The 14,522-nt window shown below is 74.9% G+C and carries 11 protein-coding genes; 5 read left to right on the top strand and 6 right to left on the bottom strand.

Annotated elements, in window-relative coordinates; translation table 11 throughout:
• The first annotated feature begins 23 nt into the window (after positions 1 to 23).
• On the top strand, positions 24 to 2,741 hold the full coding sequence (locus ACGF12_RS03395) for a flippase-like domain-containing protein (protein WP_393024846.1): 2,718 nt from the start codon (positions 24 to 26) through the stop codon (positions 2,739 to 2,741).
• Between the two features lie 89 nt (positions 2,742 to 2,830).
• Here ACGF12_RS03395 and moeZ read toward each other — a convergent pair whose 3' ends face one another.
• The 5 genes from moeZ to ACGF12_RS03370 all read right to left on the bottom strand — a co-directional run bounded on the left by moeZ (position 2,831) and on the right by ACGF12_RS03370 (position 9,439).
• Complete coding sequence (gene moeZ, locus ACGF12_RS03390) at positions 2,831 to 4,009, bottom strand: adenylyltransferase/sulfurtransferase MoeZ (protein ID WP_387628238.1); 1,179 nt, start codon at positions 4,007 to 4,009, stop codon at positions 2,831 to 2,833.
• A gap of 230 nt (positions 4,010 to 4,239) precedes the next feature.
• On the bottom strand, positions 4,240 to 5,247 hold the full coding sequence (locus ACGF12_RS03385; RefSeq protein ID WP_393024843.1) for an NAD-dependent epimerase/dehydratase family protein: 1,008 nt from the start codon (positions 5,245 to 5,247) through the stop codon (positions 4,240 to 4,242).
• Positions 5,248 to 5,381: 134 nt separating this feature from the next.
• Positions 5,382 to 6,476, bottom strand: a complete 1,095-nt coding sequence (locus ACGF12_RS03380; RefSeq protein WP_393024840.1) for a hypothetical protein — start codon at positions 6,474 to 6,476, stop codon at positions 5,382 to 5,384.
• Complete coding sequence (locus ACGF12_RS03375) at positions 6,476 to 8,191, bottom strand: DUF3492 domain-containing protein (RefSeq protein ID WP_393024837.1); 1,716 nt, start codon at positions 8,189 to 8,191, stop codon at positions 6,476 to 6,478. Before ACGF12_RS03375 ends, ACGF12_RS03380 begins: the two co-directional genes overlap by 1 nt.
• A gap of 345 nt (positions 8,192 to 8,536) precedes the next feature.
• Positions 8,537 to 9,439 (bottom strand): alpha/beta fold hydrolase, encoded by a 903-nt coding sequence (locus ACGF12_RS03370; protein ID WP_393024834.1) that lies wholly within the window; start codon positions 9,437 to 9,439, stop codon positions 8,537 to 8,539.
• Positions 9,440 to 9,659: 220 nt separating this feature from the next.
• Between ACGF12_RS03370 and ACGF12_RS03365 the strand changes: the two genes are divergently transcribed.
• The 3 genes from ACGF12_RS03365 to ACGF12_RS03355 all read left to right on the top strand — a co-directional run bounded on the left by ACGF12_RS03365 (position 9,660) and on the right by ACGF12_RS03355 (position 11,143).
• Positions 9,660 to 10,319: a TetR/AcrR family transcriptional regulator gene (locus tag ACGF12_RS03365; protein WP_393024832.1), complete on the top strand. Its 660-nt coding sequence runs from the start codon at positions 9,660 to 9,662 to the stop codon at positions 10,317 to 10,319.
• Positions 10,320 to 10,452: 133 nt separating this feature from the next.
• A complete protein-coding gene (locus ACGF12_RS03360) occupies positions 10,453 to 10,680 on the top strand; it encodes a DUF3107 domain-containing protein (RefSeq protein WP_387626451.1) in 228 nt (75 codons plus the stop codon).
• Between the two features lie 136 nt (positions 10,681 to 10,816).
• Complete coding sequence (locus ACGF12_RS03355; protein WP_393024830.1) at positions 10,817 to 11,143, top strand: hypothetical protein; 327 nt, start codon at positions 10,817 to 10,819, stop codon at positions 11,141 to 11,143.
• Between the two features lie 6 nt (positions 11,144 to 11,149).
• On the opposite strand, the gene ACGF12_RS03350 is transcribed toward ACGF12_RS03355, so the two are convergent.
• Entirely contained in the window at positions 11,150 to 11,878 is a 729-nt protein-coding gene (locus ACGF12_RS03350) for a ferritin-like fold-containing protein (protein ID WP_393024828.1), read from the bottom strand.
• Between the two features lie 697 nt (positions 11,879 to 12,575).
• Between ACGF12_RS03350 and ACGF12_RS03345 the strand changes: the two genes are divergently transcribed.
• Complete coding sequence (locus ACGF12_RS03345; RefSeq protein ID WP_393024825.1) at positions 12,576 to 14,489, top strand: DEAD/DEAH box helicase; 1,914 nt, start codon at positions 12,576 to 12,578, stop codon at positions 14,487 to 14,489.
• Positions 14,490 to 14,522: the final 33 nt, after the last annotated feature.

Raw genomic sequence — 14,522 nt, 5'->3', positions numbered from 1 at the left:
TGGTGATACGAGGACAAGACCAGATGACCGGGACGGCTGACGTGGGCGTGGACAGGGACTCCGACGAGTCCGGATCCGCCGTGCCCCCGGCGCCCGGCGGCGAGTCCGACGGCGGGCCCGAGCGCGGGCCGACGCCGGAAGTCTCCCTGATCAAGGACCCGACGATCAAGACCCCCACGCCCGAGAAGACGCCCGAGCCGGTCGAGCGGCCCCTCGTTCCGGTGCAGCCGGCCCAGCGGGGCGAGTACCACGACCCGCTGGACGACGCCCCGCACCTGGACGTCGACGAACCGCTGCTCGCCGCCCGCGCGCACCGCCCGTCCGACCTGATCCGCTTCCTGGCCGGCGTCCTCGGGATCGTCGCCGTCTTCGTGCTGGCGGGCATCGCCACCTCGACCACCACCGGCATCGAGCAGGACATCGCCACCAACGCGCCGCACTTCTCCGCGGTGCTGTCCACCATCACCGGCCTGGTCTCCAGCGTCGCGGTGCTGGCCGTTCCGCTGGCGTTCGCCGTCGAGCGGCTGATCAAACGCGACGGCCTGCGGGTCGCCGACGGCGTGCTCGCCTCGGTGCTGGCGTACGGCGTCTCGCTGGGCATCGACTGGTGGGTGGCGGAGGGCGCCTCCGAGCACATCCAGGTCGCGCTGACCCGGCTGCCGCTGGACAGCAACGGCACCCTCACCGACCCGGTGCACGGCTACCTCGCCCCGGTGATCGCCTACATGACCGCCGTCGGCATGTCGAGCAGACCCCGCTGGCGGGTGGCCCTGTGGGTGGTGGTGGTTTTCAGCGGCGTCACCGAGCTGCTCGGCGGCTACACCACCCCGCTGTCGCTGCTGCTGACCGTGCTGATCGGCTGGTCCGTCGCCTACGGCACGCTGTACGCGATCGGCTCCCCCAACATCCGGCCCACCGGCCAGCACCTGATGATCGGCCTGCGCAAGGTCGGCTTCACCCCGGACGGCGCCCACCGCGCCCCGGACGCGCCCGGCGGCACCCGCCGCTACTACGTCACCCAGCAGGACGGCCCGCCGCTGGACGTCCACATCATCGACCGCGAGCAGCAGGCCTCCGGCTTCTTCTACCGGGCCTGGCGGCGGCTGCGGCTGCGCTCGGTGGCGGTGCGCCGCAGCCCCCAGTCGCTGCGCCAGGCGCTGGAGCAGGAGGCCCTGATCGCGTACGCGGCGGCCGCCTCGGGCGCCCGCGCTCCGCAGCTGGTCGCCACCTCCGAGCTGGGCCCGGACGCCGCGATCCTGGTGTACGAGAACGTCGAGGGCCGCACCCTGGACGAGCTCGCCGACGAGGAGGTCACCAACGAGGTGATGGCCTCGCTGTGGCATTCGGTGGCCGCCCTGCACGAGCGCCGGATCGCCCACCGCCGGCTCACCGGGGAGTCGCTGCTGGTGGTGGACGGGAAGACGGCCTGCCTGGTCAACCTGTCCGGCGGCGACATCGCCGCCACCGACCTGACGCTGCGCATCGACGTCGCCCAGCTGCTCACCACCTTCGCGCTGCGGATCGGCCCCGAGCGGGCCGTGGCCACCGCCAACGCGGTGCTCGGGGCCGACCGGGTCGCCCAGGCGCTGCCGCTGCTCCAGCCGGTCGGGATGAGCCGCTCCACCCGGATCGACCTCGCCAAGCTCACCAAGGAGCGCAAGGCCGCCGCCCGGGCCAGGGCGCTGGAACAGGTCGCGGCCGGCGAGCGCACCCAGCAGCAGGCCGAGGAGGACATCGCGGCGGCCGGCGAGGACCTGCTCAGCCGCATCCGCGGTCAGATCCTGCAGATCGCCCCCGAGGCGCCGATGGAGCCGGCCAGGCTGGAGCGGCTGAAGCCGAAGACGCTGATCATGGTGATCGCGCTCACCTTCGCCGCCTACCTGGCGCTGACCACCATCAAGCCGGCCCAGCTCAAGCTGTCCCAGATGAACTGGGCGTGGGCGGCGGCGGCCCTGCTCGCGGCCGCGTTCAGCTACGTCGCCGCCGCGATGAGCCTGACCGGCTTCGTCCCCGAGCGGCTGCCGTTCCGGCGCACCGTCGCGGCCCAGCTGGCCGGTTCCTTCGTCAAGCTGGTCGCCCCCGCCGCGATCGGCGGCATCGCGCTCAACACCCGTTACCTGCAGAAGGCCGGCATCCGCCCCGGTCAGGCGGTCGCCTCGGTGGGCGCCTCCCAGCTGGCGGGCCTGGCCGGGCACCTGCTGCTGCTGTTCAGCTTCGGCCTGATCACCGGCAGCCAGACCAACGGCGACCTCTCCGCGTCCCGCGCGGTGATCATCGGTGTGCTGACCGCCGCCGTACTCGCCCTGGTGGTGGCCGCCGTCGCGCCGCTGCGGCGCTTCGTACTGGGCCGGCTGCGCTCGCTGTTCTTCGGCGTGGTGCCGCGGATGCTCGACCTGATGCAGACGCCCAGCAAGCTGTTCACCGGCTTCGGCGGCATCCTGCTGCTGACCCTCTCCTTCACCGCCTGCCTGGACTTCTCGGTGCAGGCCTTCGGCGGTGACGTCAGCTTCTCGGCCGTCGCGGTGGTCTTCCTGACCGCCAACGCGGCCGGCTCGGCGATCCCCACCCCGGGCGGCATCGGCCCGGTCGAGGTCGCGCTGATCGGCGCGCTGACCGTCGCGGACGTGCCCCCGGCGGTCGCCACCCCGGCGGTGTTCCTCTTCCGGGCGCTCACCTTCTGGCTGCCGGTGCTGCCGGGCTGGATCGCCTACAACGTGCTGCAGCGCAAGCACGCGCTCTGACCGTACGGGAAGACCCACGGGGGAACGTACGGGAGGACGCGCGAAGGGAGGGCCCGCCGGACGGCGGGCCCTCCCTTCGCGTCAGCCTCTCAGTAGACCGGCTTGTGCGGCTCGATCTGGTTCACCCAGCCGAGCACGCCGCCGCCCAGGTGGACGGCGTTGGCGAAGCCCGCGGCCTTCACCACGGCCAGCACCTCGGCCGAGCGCACGCCCGACTTGCAGTGCAGCACGATCTTCCGGTCCTGCGGCAGCTTCTCCAGCGCGTCGCCCATCAGGAACTCGTTCTTCGGGATCAGCACCGCGCCGGGGATGTTGACGATCTCGTACTCGCCGGGCTCGCGGACGTCGATGAGGTAGATGTCCTCCTTGTCGTCCTGCCACTGCTTGAGCTGCTTCGAGGTGATGGTCGAACCGGCGGCGGCGGCCTGCGCCTCCTCCGAGACGACGCCGCAGAAGGCCTCGTAGTCGATCAGCTCGGTGACCGTCGGGTTCTCACCGCAGACGGCGCAGTTCGGGTCCTTGCGGACCTTCACCTGGCGGTAGTTCATCTCCAGGGCGTCGTAGATCATCAGCCGACCGACCAGCGGGTCGCCGATGCCGGCCAGCAGCTTGATCGCCTCGTTCACCTGGATCGAGCCGATGGACGCGCACAGCACACCCAGCACGCCGCCCTCGGCGCAGGAGGGGACCATGCCCGGCGGCGGGGCCTCCGGGTACAGGCAGCGGTAGCAGGGGCCGTGCTCGGCCCAGAACACGCTGGCCTGGCCGTCGAAGCGGTAGATCGAGCCCCACACGTACGGCTTGCCGAGCAGCACCGCGGCGTCGTTCACCAGGTAGCGGGTGGCGAAGTTGTCGGTGCCGTCCACGATCAGGTCGTAGCCGGAGAAGATCTCCATCACGTTGGAGTTGTCGAGGCGCTCCTCGTGCAGGATCACGTCGACGTAGGGGTTGATCTCCTTGACCGAGTCCCGCGCCGACTCCGCCTTGGAGCGCCCGATGTCGGCCTGGCCGTGGATGATCTGGCGCTGCAGGTTCGACTCGTCGACCACGTCGAACTCGACGATGCCCAGCGTGCCGACACCGGCGGCGGCCAGGTACATCAGCGCGGGCGAACCCAGGCCACCGGCGCCGACGCACAGCACCTTGGCGTTCTTCAGCCGCTTCTGCCCGGCCATCCCGACGTCCGGAATGATCAGGTGGCGGGAGTACCTGCGGACCTCGTCAACGGTGAGCTCGTCGGCCGGCTCGACCAGGGGTGGCAACGACACGGGGACTCCGATGGGTGTCTTGTTCAGGTGGCCCAGGGCCGCCTCGGACGGGGTTGTTGCTCCGCCACTCAGGTGGCTCTCTAGGCCAACAGTGTCACGCCCCTCCGGTATTCCGAGACAGCCCGTCCGATGGGCGAGACGGGCGGCGCCGGATCGTGGAACCGGCCGACGGGCCCCTCCGGGCCGCCCCAGGCCCGTGATTCCGGGCCCGGGACACCCCCGGTGCGAGCTCACACCCGGCAGGCCGTCTCCAGCCAGACATCCCCCAGCGACTCCTCCAGCGGCACCTGTGTCCGCCAGCCGAGACGGTCCCGGGCGGTGCGCACGTCCGCCTGCCGCCACGGCACCGGCTCGCCCGGGGCGGGCCGACCCTCCGGCCGCTGGCCCTCCGCCCGGTGCCCCGGCAGGTACTGCCCCGGCGGGTGGTGATGGCCGGGCAGGTGGTCGCCGCCCGGCCCGCCGGCCTGCGCGGGCAGCAGGATCTGGCGGTTCTCCTCGACGATCGACCCCTCGAAGCCCGAGGCCCGCACCAGCAGCTGGGCCGCGTCCCGAGCCCGGACGGCGTGCCCGCTGCCGATGTTGATCACCCCGGTGGCGGCCGAGACCGCCGCCGCCTGGATCGCCCGTGCGACGTCCCGCACGTCCACGAAATCCCGGTATCCGGACAGGTCCGGCATCCGCACCTGGTTCTCGTCCCGCTCCAGCGCCCGCCGCAGGCCCTCGGCGAGCCGCCCGAACAGCGAGGCGGTCGGTGCCCCCGGGCCCACCACGTCGAACACCCGCAGCACCGCCGCGTCCAGCCCGGAGGCCAGCACCAGCTCCGTCCCGGCCAGCTTGGACACCCCGTACGGGCCGACCGGCCTCGGCTCGGCCTGCTCCGAGACCGGCACCCCGCCGGGCACCGGCCCGTACTCGGCGGCCGAGCCGACGTGCACCAGCCGGGCGGGCTCCCGGCTGCGCCTGATCGCCTCGCAGACGGTCGCGACGGCCAGCGTGTTCGACCGGATCAGGGTGCGCGAGCTGCCGTAGGTGGCGCCCGCGCAGTTGATCACCACCTGCGGCGCGACCGCGTCCAGGAAGCGGGCCAGCGCGCCCGGGCTCCCGGTGGTCAGGTCGAAGCGGATGTCGGCCGAGTCGCGCCGGCCGAGCACCGTCACCTGCAACTCCTGGTCCATCAGCAGACGATCGGTCACCCGGCGGCCGATGAAGCCGTCGGCGCCCAGCAGCAGCACCCTCATCGGGGGCGTCCTTCCACGAAGCGAGGTCGGGGACGACCTGGCGGACTGAGAACTACGAACGAACAGCGTTTTTCGAGCGTCGGAGGGTCGGGGCGGCGGAGGGTCACGGCGGCGTACGGCCGGGCGTCGGCACGTCAGCGGTGGGCGCCGGCCCGGCCGAGCCGCGCCCAGGCGTACGCCAGCAGCGCCGCCGCGACCGCGCCGCCGCCCAGCAGCACGGCGGCCGGCGCGGAGCGGCCCAGGGCGAGCGGCACCGCCGCCGCGGCGGGCCCGGCCAGCGCGCCCAGCGCGGCGGCCGTCCTCCGGCCGCAGCGGGCCAGCAGCACCGGCAGCACCAGCAGCAGGCCCAGCACGCCCTGCGCCGCCCACTGCGCGGGGCCCGCCCGCTCGGCGGCCAGGTGCAGCAGCCCGCCGCCGTGGCCCGGCCCGGGGTGCGGCGCCACCACGGCGAGCACCGCCAGCGCGGCGTACGTCAGCACCGCGAGCACCGCCAGGTGCAGCGCGACCGCGACCGGTAGCACCGGCCGCATCCGGGCCCGGAACCCGGCCAGCGTGCGGGCCGCCCCCAGGTGGCCGCGGCCGACCTGCCGGTACCAGCGGGCCACCCGCTCGGCCGAGCCCGCCGACACCGCGGCGGCCAGCACCAGCGCGACGGCCGGCGGCCGGTCCCCGCCCGGTACGGCCAGCGGGAGCAGCAGCAGCGCGGCCAGGCCCAGCCCGTGGCCGAGCGCGGCGGGGCGCAGCCGGGAGCCGGCGGACGGGACCGGGGCCGGGACGCGGCCCGGGGCGGGGCCCAGGGCGTCGGGGCGGGCCGGGGCGGTCGGCGGCGGGCCGGATTCGGCCGGGGTCGTCAGCGCGGGCAGCAGCACCAGCGGTACGGCGGCGGGCAGCAGCACCGGCCAGCGGGCGCCGAACGCGGCCACGGCGGCGCAGGGCGGCGCGGCCAGCACGGCGGCGGTCAGGGCGGCCCGGGCGGCGGCACCGCGCCGCCCGGGCCGGGGTGGGTCCGGCGCGGCGGGCGGGCGGCGGGGCACCCGGGCGTACAGCTCCTCGGCGAGCGAGAACAGGTTGGTGTGCCGGCAGCGGGCGGCGGCGTCCGGGCCGAGTCCGGCCTCCTCCAGCCCGGCGGCGATCTCCAGCGGGTCGACGGCGCGCTCGCACAGCTCCCGGTGCTCGGCCATCACCTCACGCACCGGGTCGACGCTGCCCACCGCCGCGCCGCCGGGCATCAGACGGCCCCCGCGAGCTCTTCGGCATGCTCCCGCCCGCCGGGGTCGTCGTCGCGCTCCCGTCGGGCGTCGGTGCCGGAGGGCAGTGCGGCGAGGTGGGCACCGCGGGGGTGCCGGGCGGCGGGCTGCTCCGGGGAGCCGGGGTCCTCGCCGCCGCCGTCCGGGGCGCCGCCGTGGCCCGGGCGCGGGCCGTCGGTGAGCCAGTACTCGGCGGGGCGGGCGAAGGGGCGCGGCGCCCGGCCGTCCTCGCCGCCGTCGCCGCCGGGGAAGGCCGGGTACTGGGAGACCAGTTCCAGGTAGATCTCCCGGAAGGCGCCGATCACCGGCTCGACGGCGAAGCGTTCCTGCGCCCGCAGCCGCCCGGCCAGCCCGAGCCGGGCCCGCCGCTCCTCGTCGCGCAGCAGCGCCAGGCAGGCCCCGGCCAGGGCGCGCGGATCGCGGGCGGGCACCAGCAGCCCGGTCGGGCCGACCACCTCGCGGGCCACCCCGACGTCGGTGGTCACCACGGCCCGCCCGCTCAGCATGGCGTCCGCGAGCAGTCCGGGGCCGCGCTGGGAGAGCGCCGTGAAGACGGCCACCGTGCCGCCCTCCCAGGCCCGGGCGAGGGAGCCGGGCCGTCCGGCGAAGTCCACCGCCCCGGTGATGCCCAGCCGCTCGGCGACCGCCGCGCAGTGCGCCCGGTAGCCGGGGGCCGTCTCCTCGCCGTGGATCACCAGGCGGGCCTCGGGTAGTTCGGCACGGACCCGGGCGAAGGCGTGCAGCATCAGTTCGGGGTCGCGGCCCGGTTCCAGCGCGCCCGCCCACACCAGGGTGGGCCGCTCGGGCTCGGGCCCGGCCGCCGGGCGGTCCACGGCCGGGGTGCCCTCGTACACCACCCGGGTGCGCGCCGGGTCGGCCCCGCAGCGGCGCTGCCACTGCTGGTCGTGGGCGCTGCCCGGGGTGAGTATCGCGGCCTGCCGGTAGGTCTCCTCGGTGAGGGCCCGGAAGAAGGCCAGCAGCAGCGCCCGCACCGGCCATCGGTACGGCGCCTCGCGGTAGCCGAGGTACTGCTCGCGCAGGTGCAGGCCGTGCTCGGTGACGACGAACGGCACCCCGTGCAGGTGCCGGGCGACCAGGGCGGGCAGTGCGGCGGGGCCGCCGCCGACGACGTGGCACAGGTCGACCCCGCCCAGGCCTCCGGGCCCGGTGCCGTACCAGGGCGCGGACAGCGGTCGCAGGCACTGCTCCAGCAGGTCCGCGGCGACCAGGACGTCGCACACCAGCGGCTGCCCGGCGGAGGTGTCCGCGCCGGGCAGCCGCCAGGTGCGTTCCAGGACCCGCCGGGCGTGCACGGAGGCGAGGAAGGCGGGCAGCGTGCCGTCCTCCCCGGCCAGTGCCGCCAGCCGGTACAGCCCCGCGCCGAAGCCGGCCCGCTGCCCGGGCAGCACGAGCGCCCGCACCAGTTCCTCGTACGCGCCGGCGTACTGGCGTCTGCGCAGCGCGCCCGGCGCCCGGCCGCGCGGCCGGCGCCCCCACAGCGCGAGGTCGCGCGCCCCGCGCCAGGCGGGCGAGAGCCGCTCGGCGGTGCCCGGGACGGGCCCCGTGCGCTCGGGGCCGGTCAGCAGGTACAGCTCGAACCGGTGCTCCGGCAGGCCCTCGGCCAGCCGGTCGCACCAGGCTCCGGCACCACGCCGGGGATGCGGACGGGTACCCTCGGTGAGCAGGGCGACGCGCACGGAAGACCTCCTTCTGCCTCGGAGCGGGGTGGTGACGGCAGCCCTCGGTCAGGGCCGGCTGTCCCCTCGCACCCCTGGGACGCCCCTCGGGAAGGGGCCACGGGAGCCGCGGGGCCGTACGCCGGGACCCTTGCTCGGGCCGCCCGCCGTGTGCTCCGGCGTCAGCGGCCCTCCCCCACACCTGTTCGGTCCGGCAGCAGAAAGGTAGGACCGGCCCGGGGCGATCCATCGGTCACATGCCTGGCTGCCACCTGAACGAGTGAACCGTCGTGACCTCGCCCCGAACCGGGCCGTTAGCGGGCGCTATACGCGGGCGTCGTCCGCGGGGCGCCCGGTGCGCCGTGCTCAGCGGCCGGCGTGTGCGATCAGCTCGCGGACGGCGCGGGCGACCGCGTCGGGGTGCTCCATCATCGCCACGTGCCCGGACTCCGGCAGCACCAGCAGCCGGGTGTCCGGGAAGGCCGCGCAGGCGCGGCGGGCCGAGCGGTAGGCGACCAGCTTGTCGCGCAGCCCGTACACCAGCAGCACCGGCGCCTGGACCTGCTCGGCCTGCCGCCACAGCGCCTGGTCGCCGCGCTCGGTGTACGCCGAGACGATGCCGCGGGCGGAGCCGATCAGCGCCTGCATCGCGTGCGGCACCTCCAGCCGGCGCCGGTACTCGGCCACCGCCTCGGCCCGGGTGGCCGGGCTCAGGGCGGCCGGGTCGCCGTAGACCAGCCGCAGCAGGTCCTCGGTGGCGGCCTCGACGTCGCGCCGGCCCGCGGGCAGCCGGCGCAGCAGCGCGGGCACGCCGGGCATGGCGAGCAGGCCGGTGGGCCAGGCGGAGCGCTGCGGGGGCAGTTCGGGCAGGGCGGGCGAGACCAGGGTGAGGCTGCGGACCAGGTCGGGGCGCAGGGCGCTGAGCCGGACGGCGACGGCGCCGCCGAGCGAGTTGCCGAACAGGTGGACCGGTCCGCGTCCGGTCGCCTCCAGGTAGCCGATGACGGCGCGGACGTGGCCGGAGACGCTGAGGTTGCCGTCGGTGGGCGGGGTGGAGCGGCCGAAGCCGGGCAGGTCGACGGCCTCGCCGTCGACGAGGCCGCCGAGGCGGTCCATGAGGGCGGTCCAGTTGGCGGCCGAGCCGCCGAGGCCGTGTACGAAGAGGCCGGGTTCGCGCCCGTCGGGGCCCGCTCCGTCGGCGGGGCGGTGCACCGCGAGCACGGCGCCGGGGACCTCGACCGTTCGTACCTGCTGCTCAGTGCTGCTCATGGTGGACGATGGTATTGAGCCCCGGCCGGGGGCGGTGTGGGGTGGTCCGGCCGTTCCACCCCTCGTCACACCACTGCCGACGCCGAGGTCAGCGCCGTATTGTGGGCTCCTGACAAGGAGGCCGGGCAGCTTTTCTCGCCTTCGCCGAGCGCGGGCGCGGTTACCGAAAAGTAGAATCGGCCCTCTTGCCAGCCCCGAACAACCCGAAGTGAGGAGCGCCGTGACGGCCATCCAGGAGGCGCAGGAGCGCCCGCGCGGTGCCCGCCTGCCGCGAAGCGCCCGCCGTGAACAACTGCTCGGTGCCGCCCAGGAGGTGTTCGTCGCGCAGGGTTACCACGCGGCCGCCATGGACGACATCGCCGACCGCGCCGGGGTCAGCAAGCCGGTGCTCTACCAGCACTTCCCCGGGAAGCTGGAGCTGTACCTGGCGCTGCTGGACAAGCACTGCGACGCCCTGGTCGAGTCGACCCGCGAGGCACTGGGGACGACCACCGACAACAAGCTGCGGGTGGCCGCGACGATGGAGGCGTACTTCAACTACGTCTCCAGCGAGTCGGGCGCGTTCCGGCTGGTCTTCGAGTCGGACCTGACCAACGAGCCGGCCGTGCGCGAGCGGGTCGAGCGGGCCTCCGAGGCGAGCGCGACGCTGGTCAGCCAGGTGATCCAGGAGGACACCGACCTTCCGGAGTCGGAGTCCAAGCTGCTGGCCGCCGGGGTCTGCGGCCTGGCCCAGATCACCGCCCGCTACTGGCTCTCGCAGGGTCTGGAGATCCCGCGCGACGAGGCGGTGCGGCTGGTCGCCAGCCTGGCCTGGCGCGGGCTGAAGGGCTTCCCGATGCACCCGGGCGATCAGGCCGGGGAGGCCTCCGCCCAGCAGTGACGATCCGCTGACCTTCGCCTGGGCGGTGATCGGGTGCTCTATGGTGAAGCCGTACGGCGCGGTCGCCGCGAACGCCTGTTCCGGGCGGTCCGGTGCCGCGCGTGGAGGCTGCAACCCCGGAGGGACGGAAGCCGTGGAGGTCAAGATCGGCGTGCAGAACGCGCCGCGCGAGATCGTGATCGAGAGCTCGCAGACTGCCGATGAGGTCGAGAGCCTGGTCGCGAAGGCGCTGGAGGGCTCCACCAAGCTCTTCTCGCTGACCGACGAGCACGGCCGCCGCGTCATCGTCCCGGCCGAGCGCCTGGCGTACGTGGAGATCGGCGAGCAGGCCGCCCGCAAGGTCGGCTTCGGCACCCTCTGAGGCGCCGCCCGAAGCTCGTCCCGGTGCCCCGTTCCCCTCAGGGAGCGGGGCACCGGCGCGTGTACGGCGGGGTGGGGCGGGGTACGCCGACAGATGCGGCACCGCTGCCGCACGCCCGTCCCCCGGGGAGGCTGCCTTGCTGGTCGAGTCGATCGCCTTCGCCCTCGTCGGCCTGGTCGCGGGCACGGCCGCGCTGCTGGGCCTGCCCCGGTACTTCCGGGCGTCCCGTCCGCTGGTCGCCGGCACGGCGCCGGCGGCGGCGCTGCTCGGCGGGGTGGTCGCGCACTTCTGCCTGGACGGGCGCTACCCGGTGGTCGCGGTGGCCTTCTCGGCGCTGGCCGCGGGGGTGCTCACCTCGCTGCTGGCCCGGCCGGACCTGGCCGCCGGCCGGGCACCGGCGCACCGGCACCACCCGCACCGGTCCGGTGCCCACCGCGCGCCGCGGCGGCACCGGCCGGCCTGACGCCGCTCAGGAGGCGAGGCCGAGCGCGGCCATCCGCCTGGTGTGCGCCTCGGTGATCCGGTTGAACATCTTGCCGACCTCGACCAGGTCGAAGCCCTGCACATGGACGCCGCCGACCAGCAGGTTGGACAGCGCGTCCCGCTCGGCGACCACCCGCTGGGCCTGGCTGAGCGCCTCGCCCATCAGCCGCCGGCCCCACAGTGCGAGCCGTCCGCCGGCCCGCGGGTCGGCCTCGATGGCCTGGCGGACCTTGTCGACGGCGAACTGGGCGTGGCCGGTGTCGGACATGACGCCGAGGACCAGCTCGCGGGTGTCGTCGTCCAGCCGGACGGCCACCTCGCGGTAGAAGTCGGTCGCGATGGAGTCGCCGACGTAGGCCTTGACCAGGCCCTCCAACCAGTCCGAGGGCGCGGTCATCCGGTGGAACAGCTCCAGCGGCTCGACGAAGGGGCGCATGGCCTCCTGCGGGTCGGCGCCGATCTCGGCGAGCCGGTCGTGCAGCCGCTGGTAGTGCTGGAACTCGGAGGAGGCCATCCGGGCCAGAGCCGCCTTGTCGGCGAGGTCGGGCGCCAGCTTGGCGTCCTCGGCGAGCCGCTCGAAGGCGCTCAGCTCGCCGTACGCGAGCGCGCCGAGCAGGTCCAGCACCGCCGCGCGGTAGCCCGGCTCGGCCGAGCACGTGGCCCAGTCGCCGATCGAGCCGGCCCCGCCGTCCTGCGTCTCACCATGGGTCTCCATGACCCGCCACCTTAGTCCCGCCACGGCGTCCGCCCCACCACCCGGCGCGGTCGGGTGACCGCCCGGAGTGCCCGTTCACGGGCCGGTCCCCCGGGGCAATGTCAGACGCGTCACGTGTTCGAGTCGTCGCCTGACTGTATGGTGGTACGGAGCCCCGTCGTGCTCGCACGGTGTCACCGCCGTCTCGGTGGCCCGCGCAAGCCCGCTCCGTAGCGGCACCGTCCCCTCGGACGTGTCCGCACCGGAGGCACGGGTACTCACGTACGCGGATGCCCGGTCGGAGAGCCGATCGGCTCCGACCATGGCTTGGACTTCAAGCCTTGGCACCGCATCAGTGGCCGAGCGAGGGCCGCCGAGACCACGCCCCCTGGCGGAGGTCCCGCGCAGGTCCCTCACGGGAACCCTCCCCGACGCCGCCGGCGACGCGCCCCGCACCGGGCCGCGCGCACCGGCCGGCCGCAGGGACCGGCGCGGTTGTGCGTCCGCGCAGCTGTAATCGGGGCCGCCCAGGCCCGTTCGCAGCCGCGCGGCTGCCCGCCCGCCGCTCGCTCTCGGCCCCTCCGAAAACGGAAGAGGCAGCACCCTGTCCACCACCGCTGAACCCATCAAGACGACGTTCCGGGACCTGGGGATCCTCCCGGAGACCGCCGAGGCGCTCGAGTCCGTCGGCATCGTCCATCCCTTCCCGATCCAGGAGATGACCCTCCCGGTCGCGCTGACCGGCCACGACGTCATCGGCCAGGCCAAGACCGGCACCGGCAAGACCCTCGGCTTCGGCCTCCCGCTGATCGAGCGGGTCGTCGTGCGCGCCGACGTGGACGCCGACCGGGCCACCGAGGAGCAGCTCTCCGAATTCCCGCAGGCGCTGATCGTCGTCCCGACGCGTGAACTCTGCACCCAGGTCACCAACGACCTGCAGACCGCCGGCAAGGTCCGCAACGTGCGCGTCCTGGCCGTCTACGGCGGCCGGGCGTACGAGCCGCAGGTCGAGGCGCTCGCCAAGGGCGTCGACATCGTGGTCGGCACCCCCGGCCGACTGCTGGACCTGGCCGGGCAGCGCAAGCTCAACCTGTCCAAGGTCCGCGCGCTGGTCCTGGACGAGGCCGACGAGATGCTCGACCTCGGCTTCCTGCCGGACGTCGAGAAGATCATCACCATGCTGCCGGCCAAGCGGCAGACGCTGCTGTTCTCGGCCACCATGCCGGGCCAGGTGATCAGCCTCGCCCGCCGGTACATGAGCCAGCCGACCCACATCCGGGCCACCGCCCCGGACGACACCGGCTCGACCGTCGCCAACATCGAGCAGCACATCTTCCGTGCGCACTCGCTGGACAAGGTCGAGATGGTCTCGCGCATCCTGCAGGCCGACGGCCGCGGGCTGGCGATGATCTTCTGCCGCACCAAGCGCACCGCCGCCGACGTCTCCGACCAGCTGACCCAGCGCGGCTTCGCGGCCGGCGCGGTCCACGGCGACCTCGGCCAGGGCGCCCGCGAGCAGGCCCTGCGGGCCTTCCGCAACGGCAAGGTCGACGTGCTGGTCTGCACCGACGTCGCGGCTCGCGGCATCGACGTCGAGGGCGTCACCCACGTCATCAACTACCAGTGCCCCGAGGACGAGAAGACCTACCTGCACCGGATCGGCCGCACCGGCCGGGCCGGCGCCTCCGGTACGGCCGTCACCCTGGTCGACTGGGACGACATCCCGCGCTGGCAGCTGATCAACAAGGCGCTGGACCTGCCGTTCAACGAGCCGGAGGAGACCTACTCCACCTCGCCGCACCTGTACGAGCTGCTGAAGATCACGCCGGGCACCAAGGGCGTGCTGCCGCGCTCGGAGCGCACCCGGGCCGGGCTCGGCGCGGAGGAGATCGAGGACCTCGGCGAGACCGGCGGACGCGGTTCCCGCTCCGGCCGCGGCGGGCGAAGCGGCCCGGGCCGCGCCGCCGTCGAGACCCCGGCGGAGGAGAAGCCGCGCCGCACCCGTGAGCGCCGCCGCACCCGCCGCGGCTCGGAGGTCGGCGCCGAGGGCGAGGCCGCCGCTGCCGCTCCGGTGACCGAGAGGGCCCCGGCCGTCGAGGGCACCGAGGGCGAGGCCGCGCCGCGCCGTCGCCGCCGCCGTTCGCGCGGTGGCGCCGCCGTGGCCGAGGCCGCCGTGGCGGCGACCGAGGCCGTGGTCGAGGCGGCTCCGGCCGTCGAGACCGTCGCCGAGCCGGTCGCCGAGGAGAAGCCGCGCCGCACCCGGACCCGCAAGCCGAAGGCGGAGGCCGTCGAAGCCGTCGTCGAGGCGCCGGTCGAGGCCGCCCCGGCCGAGAAGCCCGCGACCCGCACCCGGACCCGCAAGCCGAAGGCCGAGGCCGTCGAGGCGGCGACCGAGGCCCCGGCCGAGGAGAAGCCCGCCCCCCGGACCCGCACCCGCAAGCCGAAGGCCGAGGCCGTCGAGGCCGCCGCCGAGGCGCCGGCCGAGAAGCCCGCGGCCCGCACCCGGACCCGCAAGCCGAAGGCCGTCGCGGAGACCGCCCCGGAGGCCCCGGCCACCGAGGCTCCCGCCGAGGTCCCGGCCCCGCGCAAGCGGACCCGCACCCGCAAGGTCGCGGCCACCCCGGAGAGCTGACACTCCCACCCCGAGGGGGCGGGCGGAGCCGTG

The organism is Kitasatospora sp. NPDC048296 (genome assembly GCF_043201815.1).
In the GTDB taxonomy this organism is placed as follows: domain Bacteria; phylum Actinomycetota; class Actinomycetes; order Streptomycetales; family Streptomycetaceae; genus Kitasatospora.
Note: the sequence above shows the minus strand (reverse complement) of the source record. Positions and strands in the feature narration are given on the sequence as shown.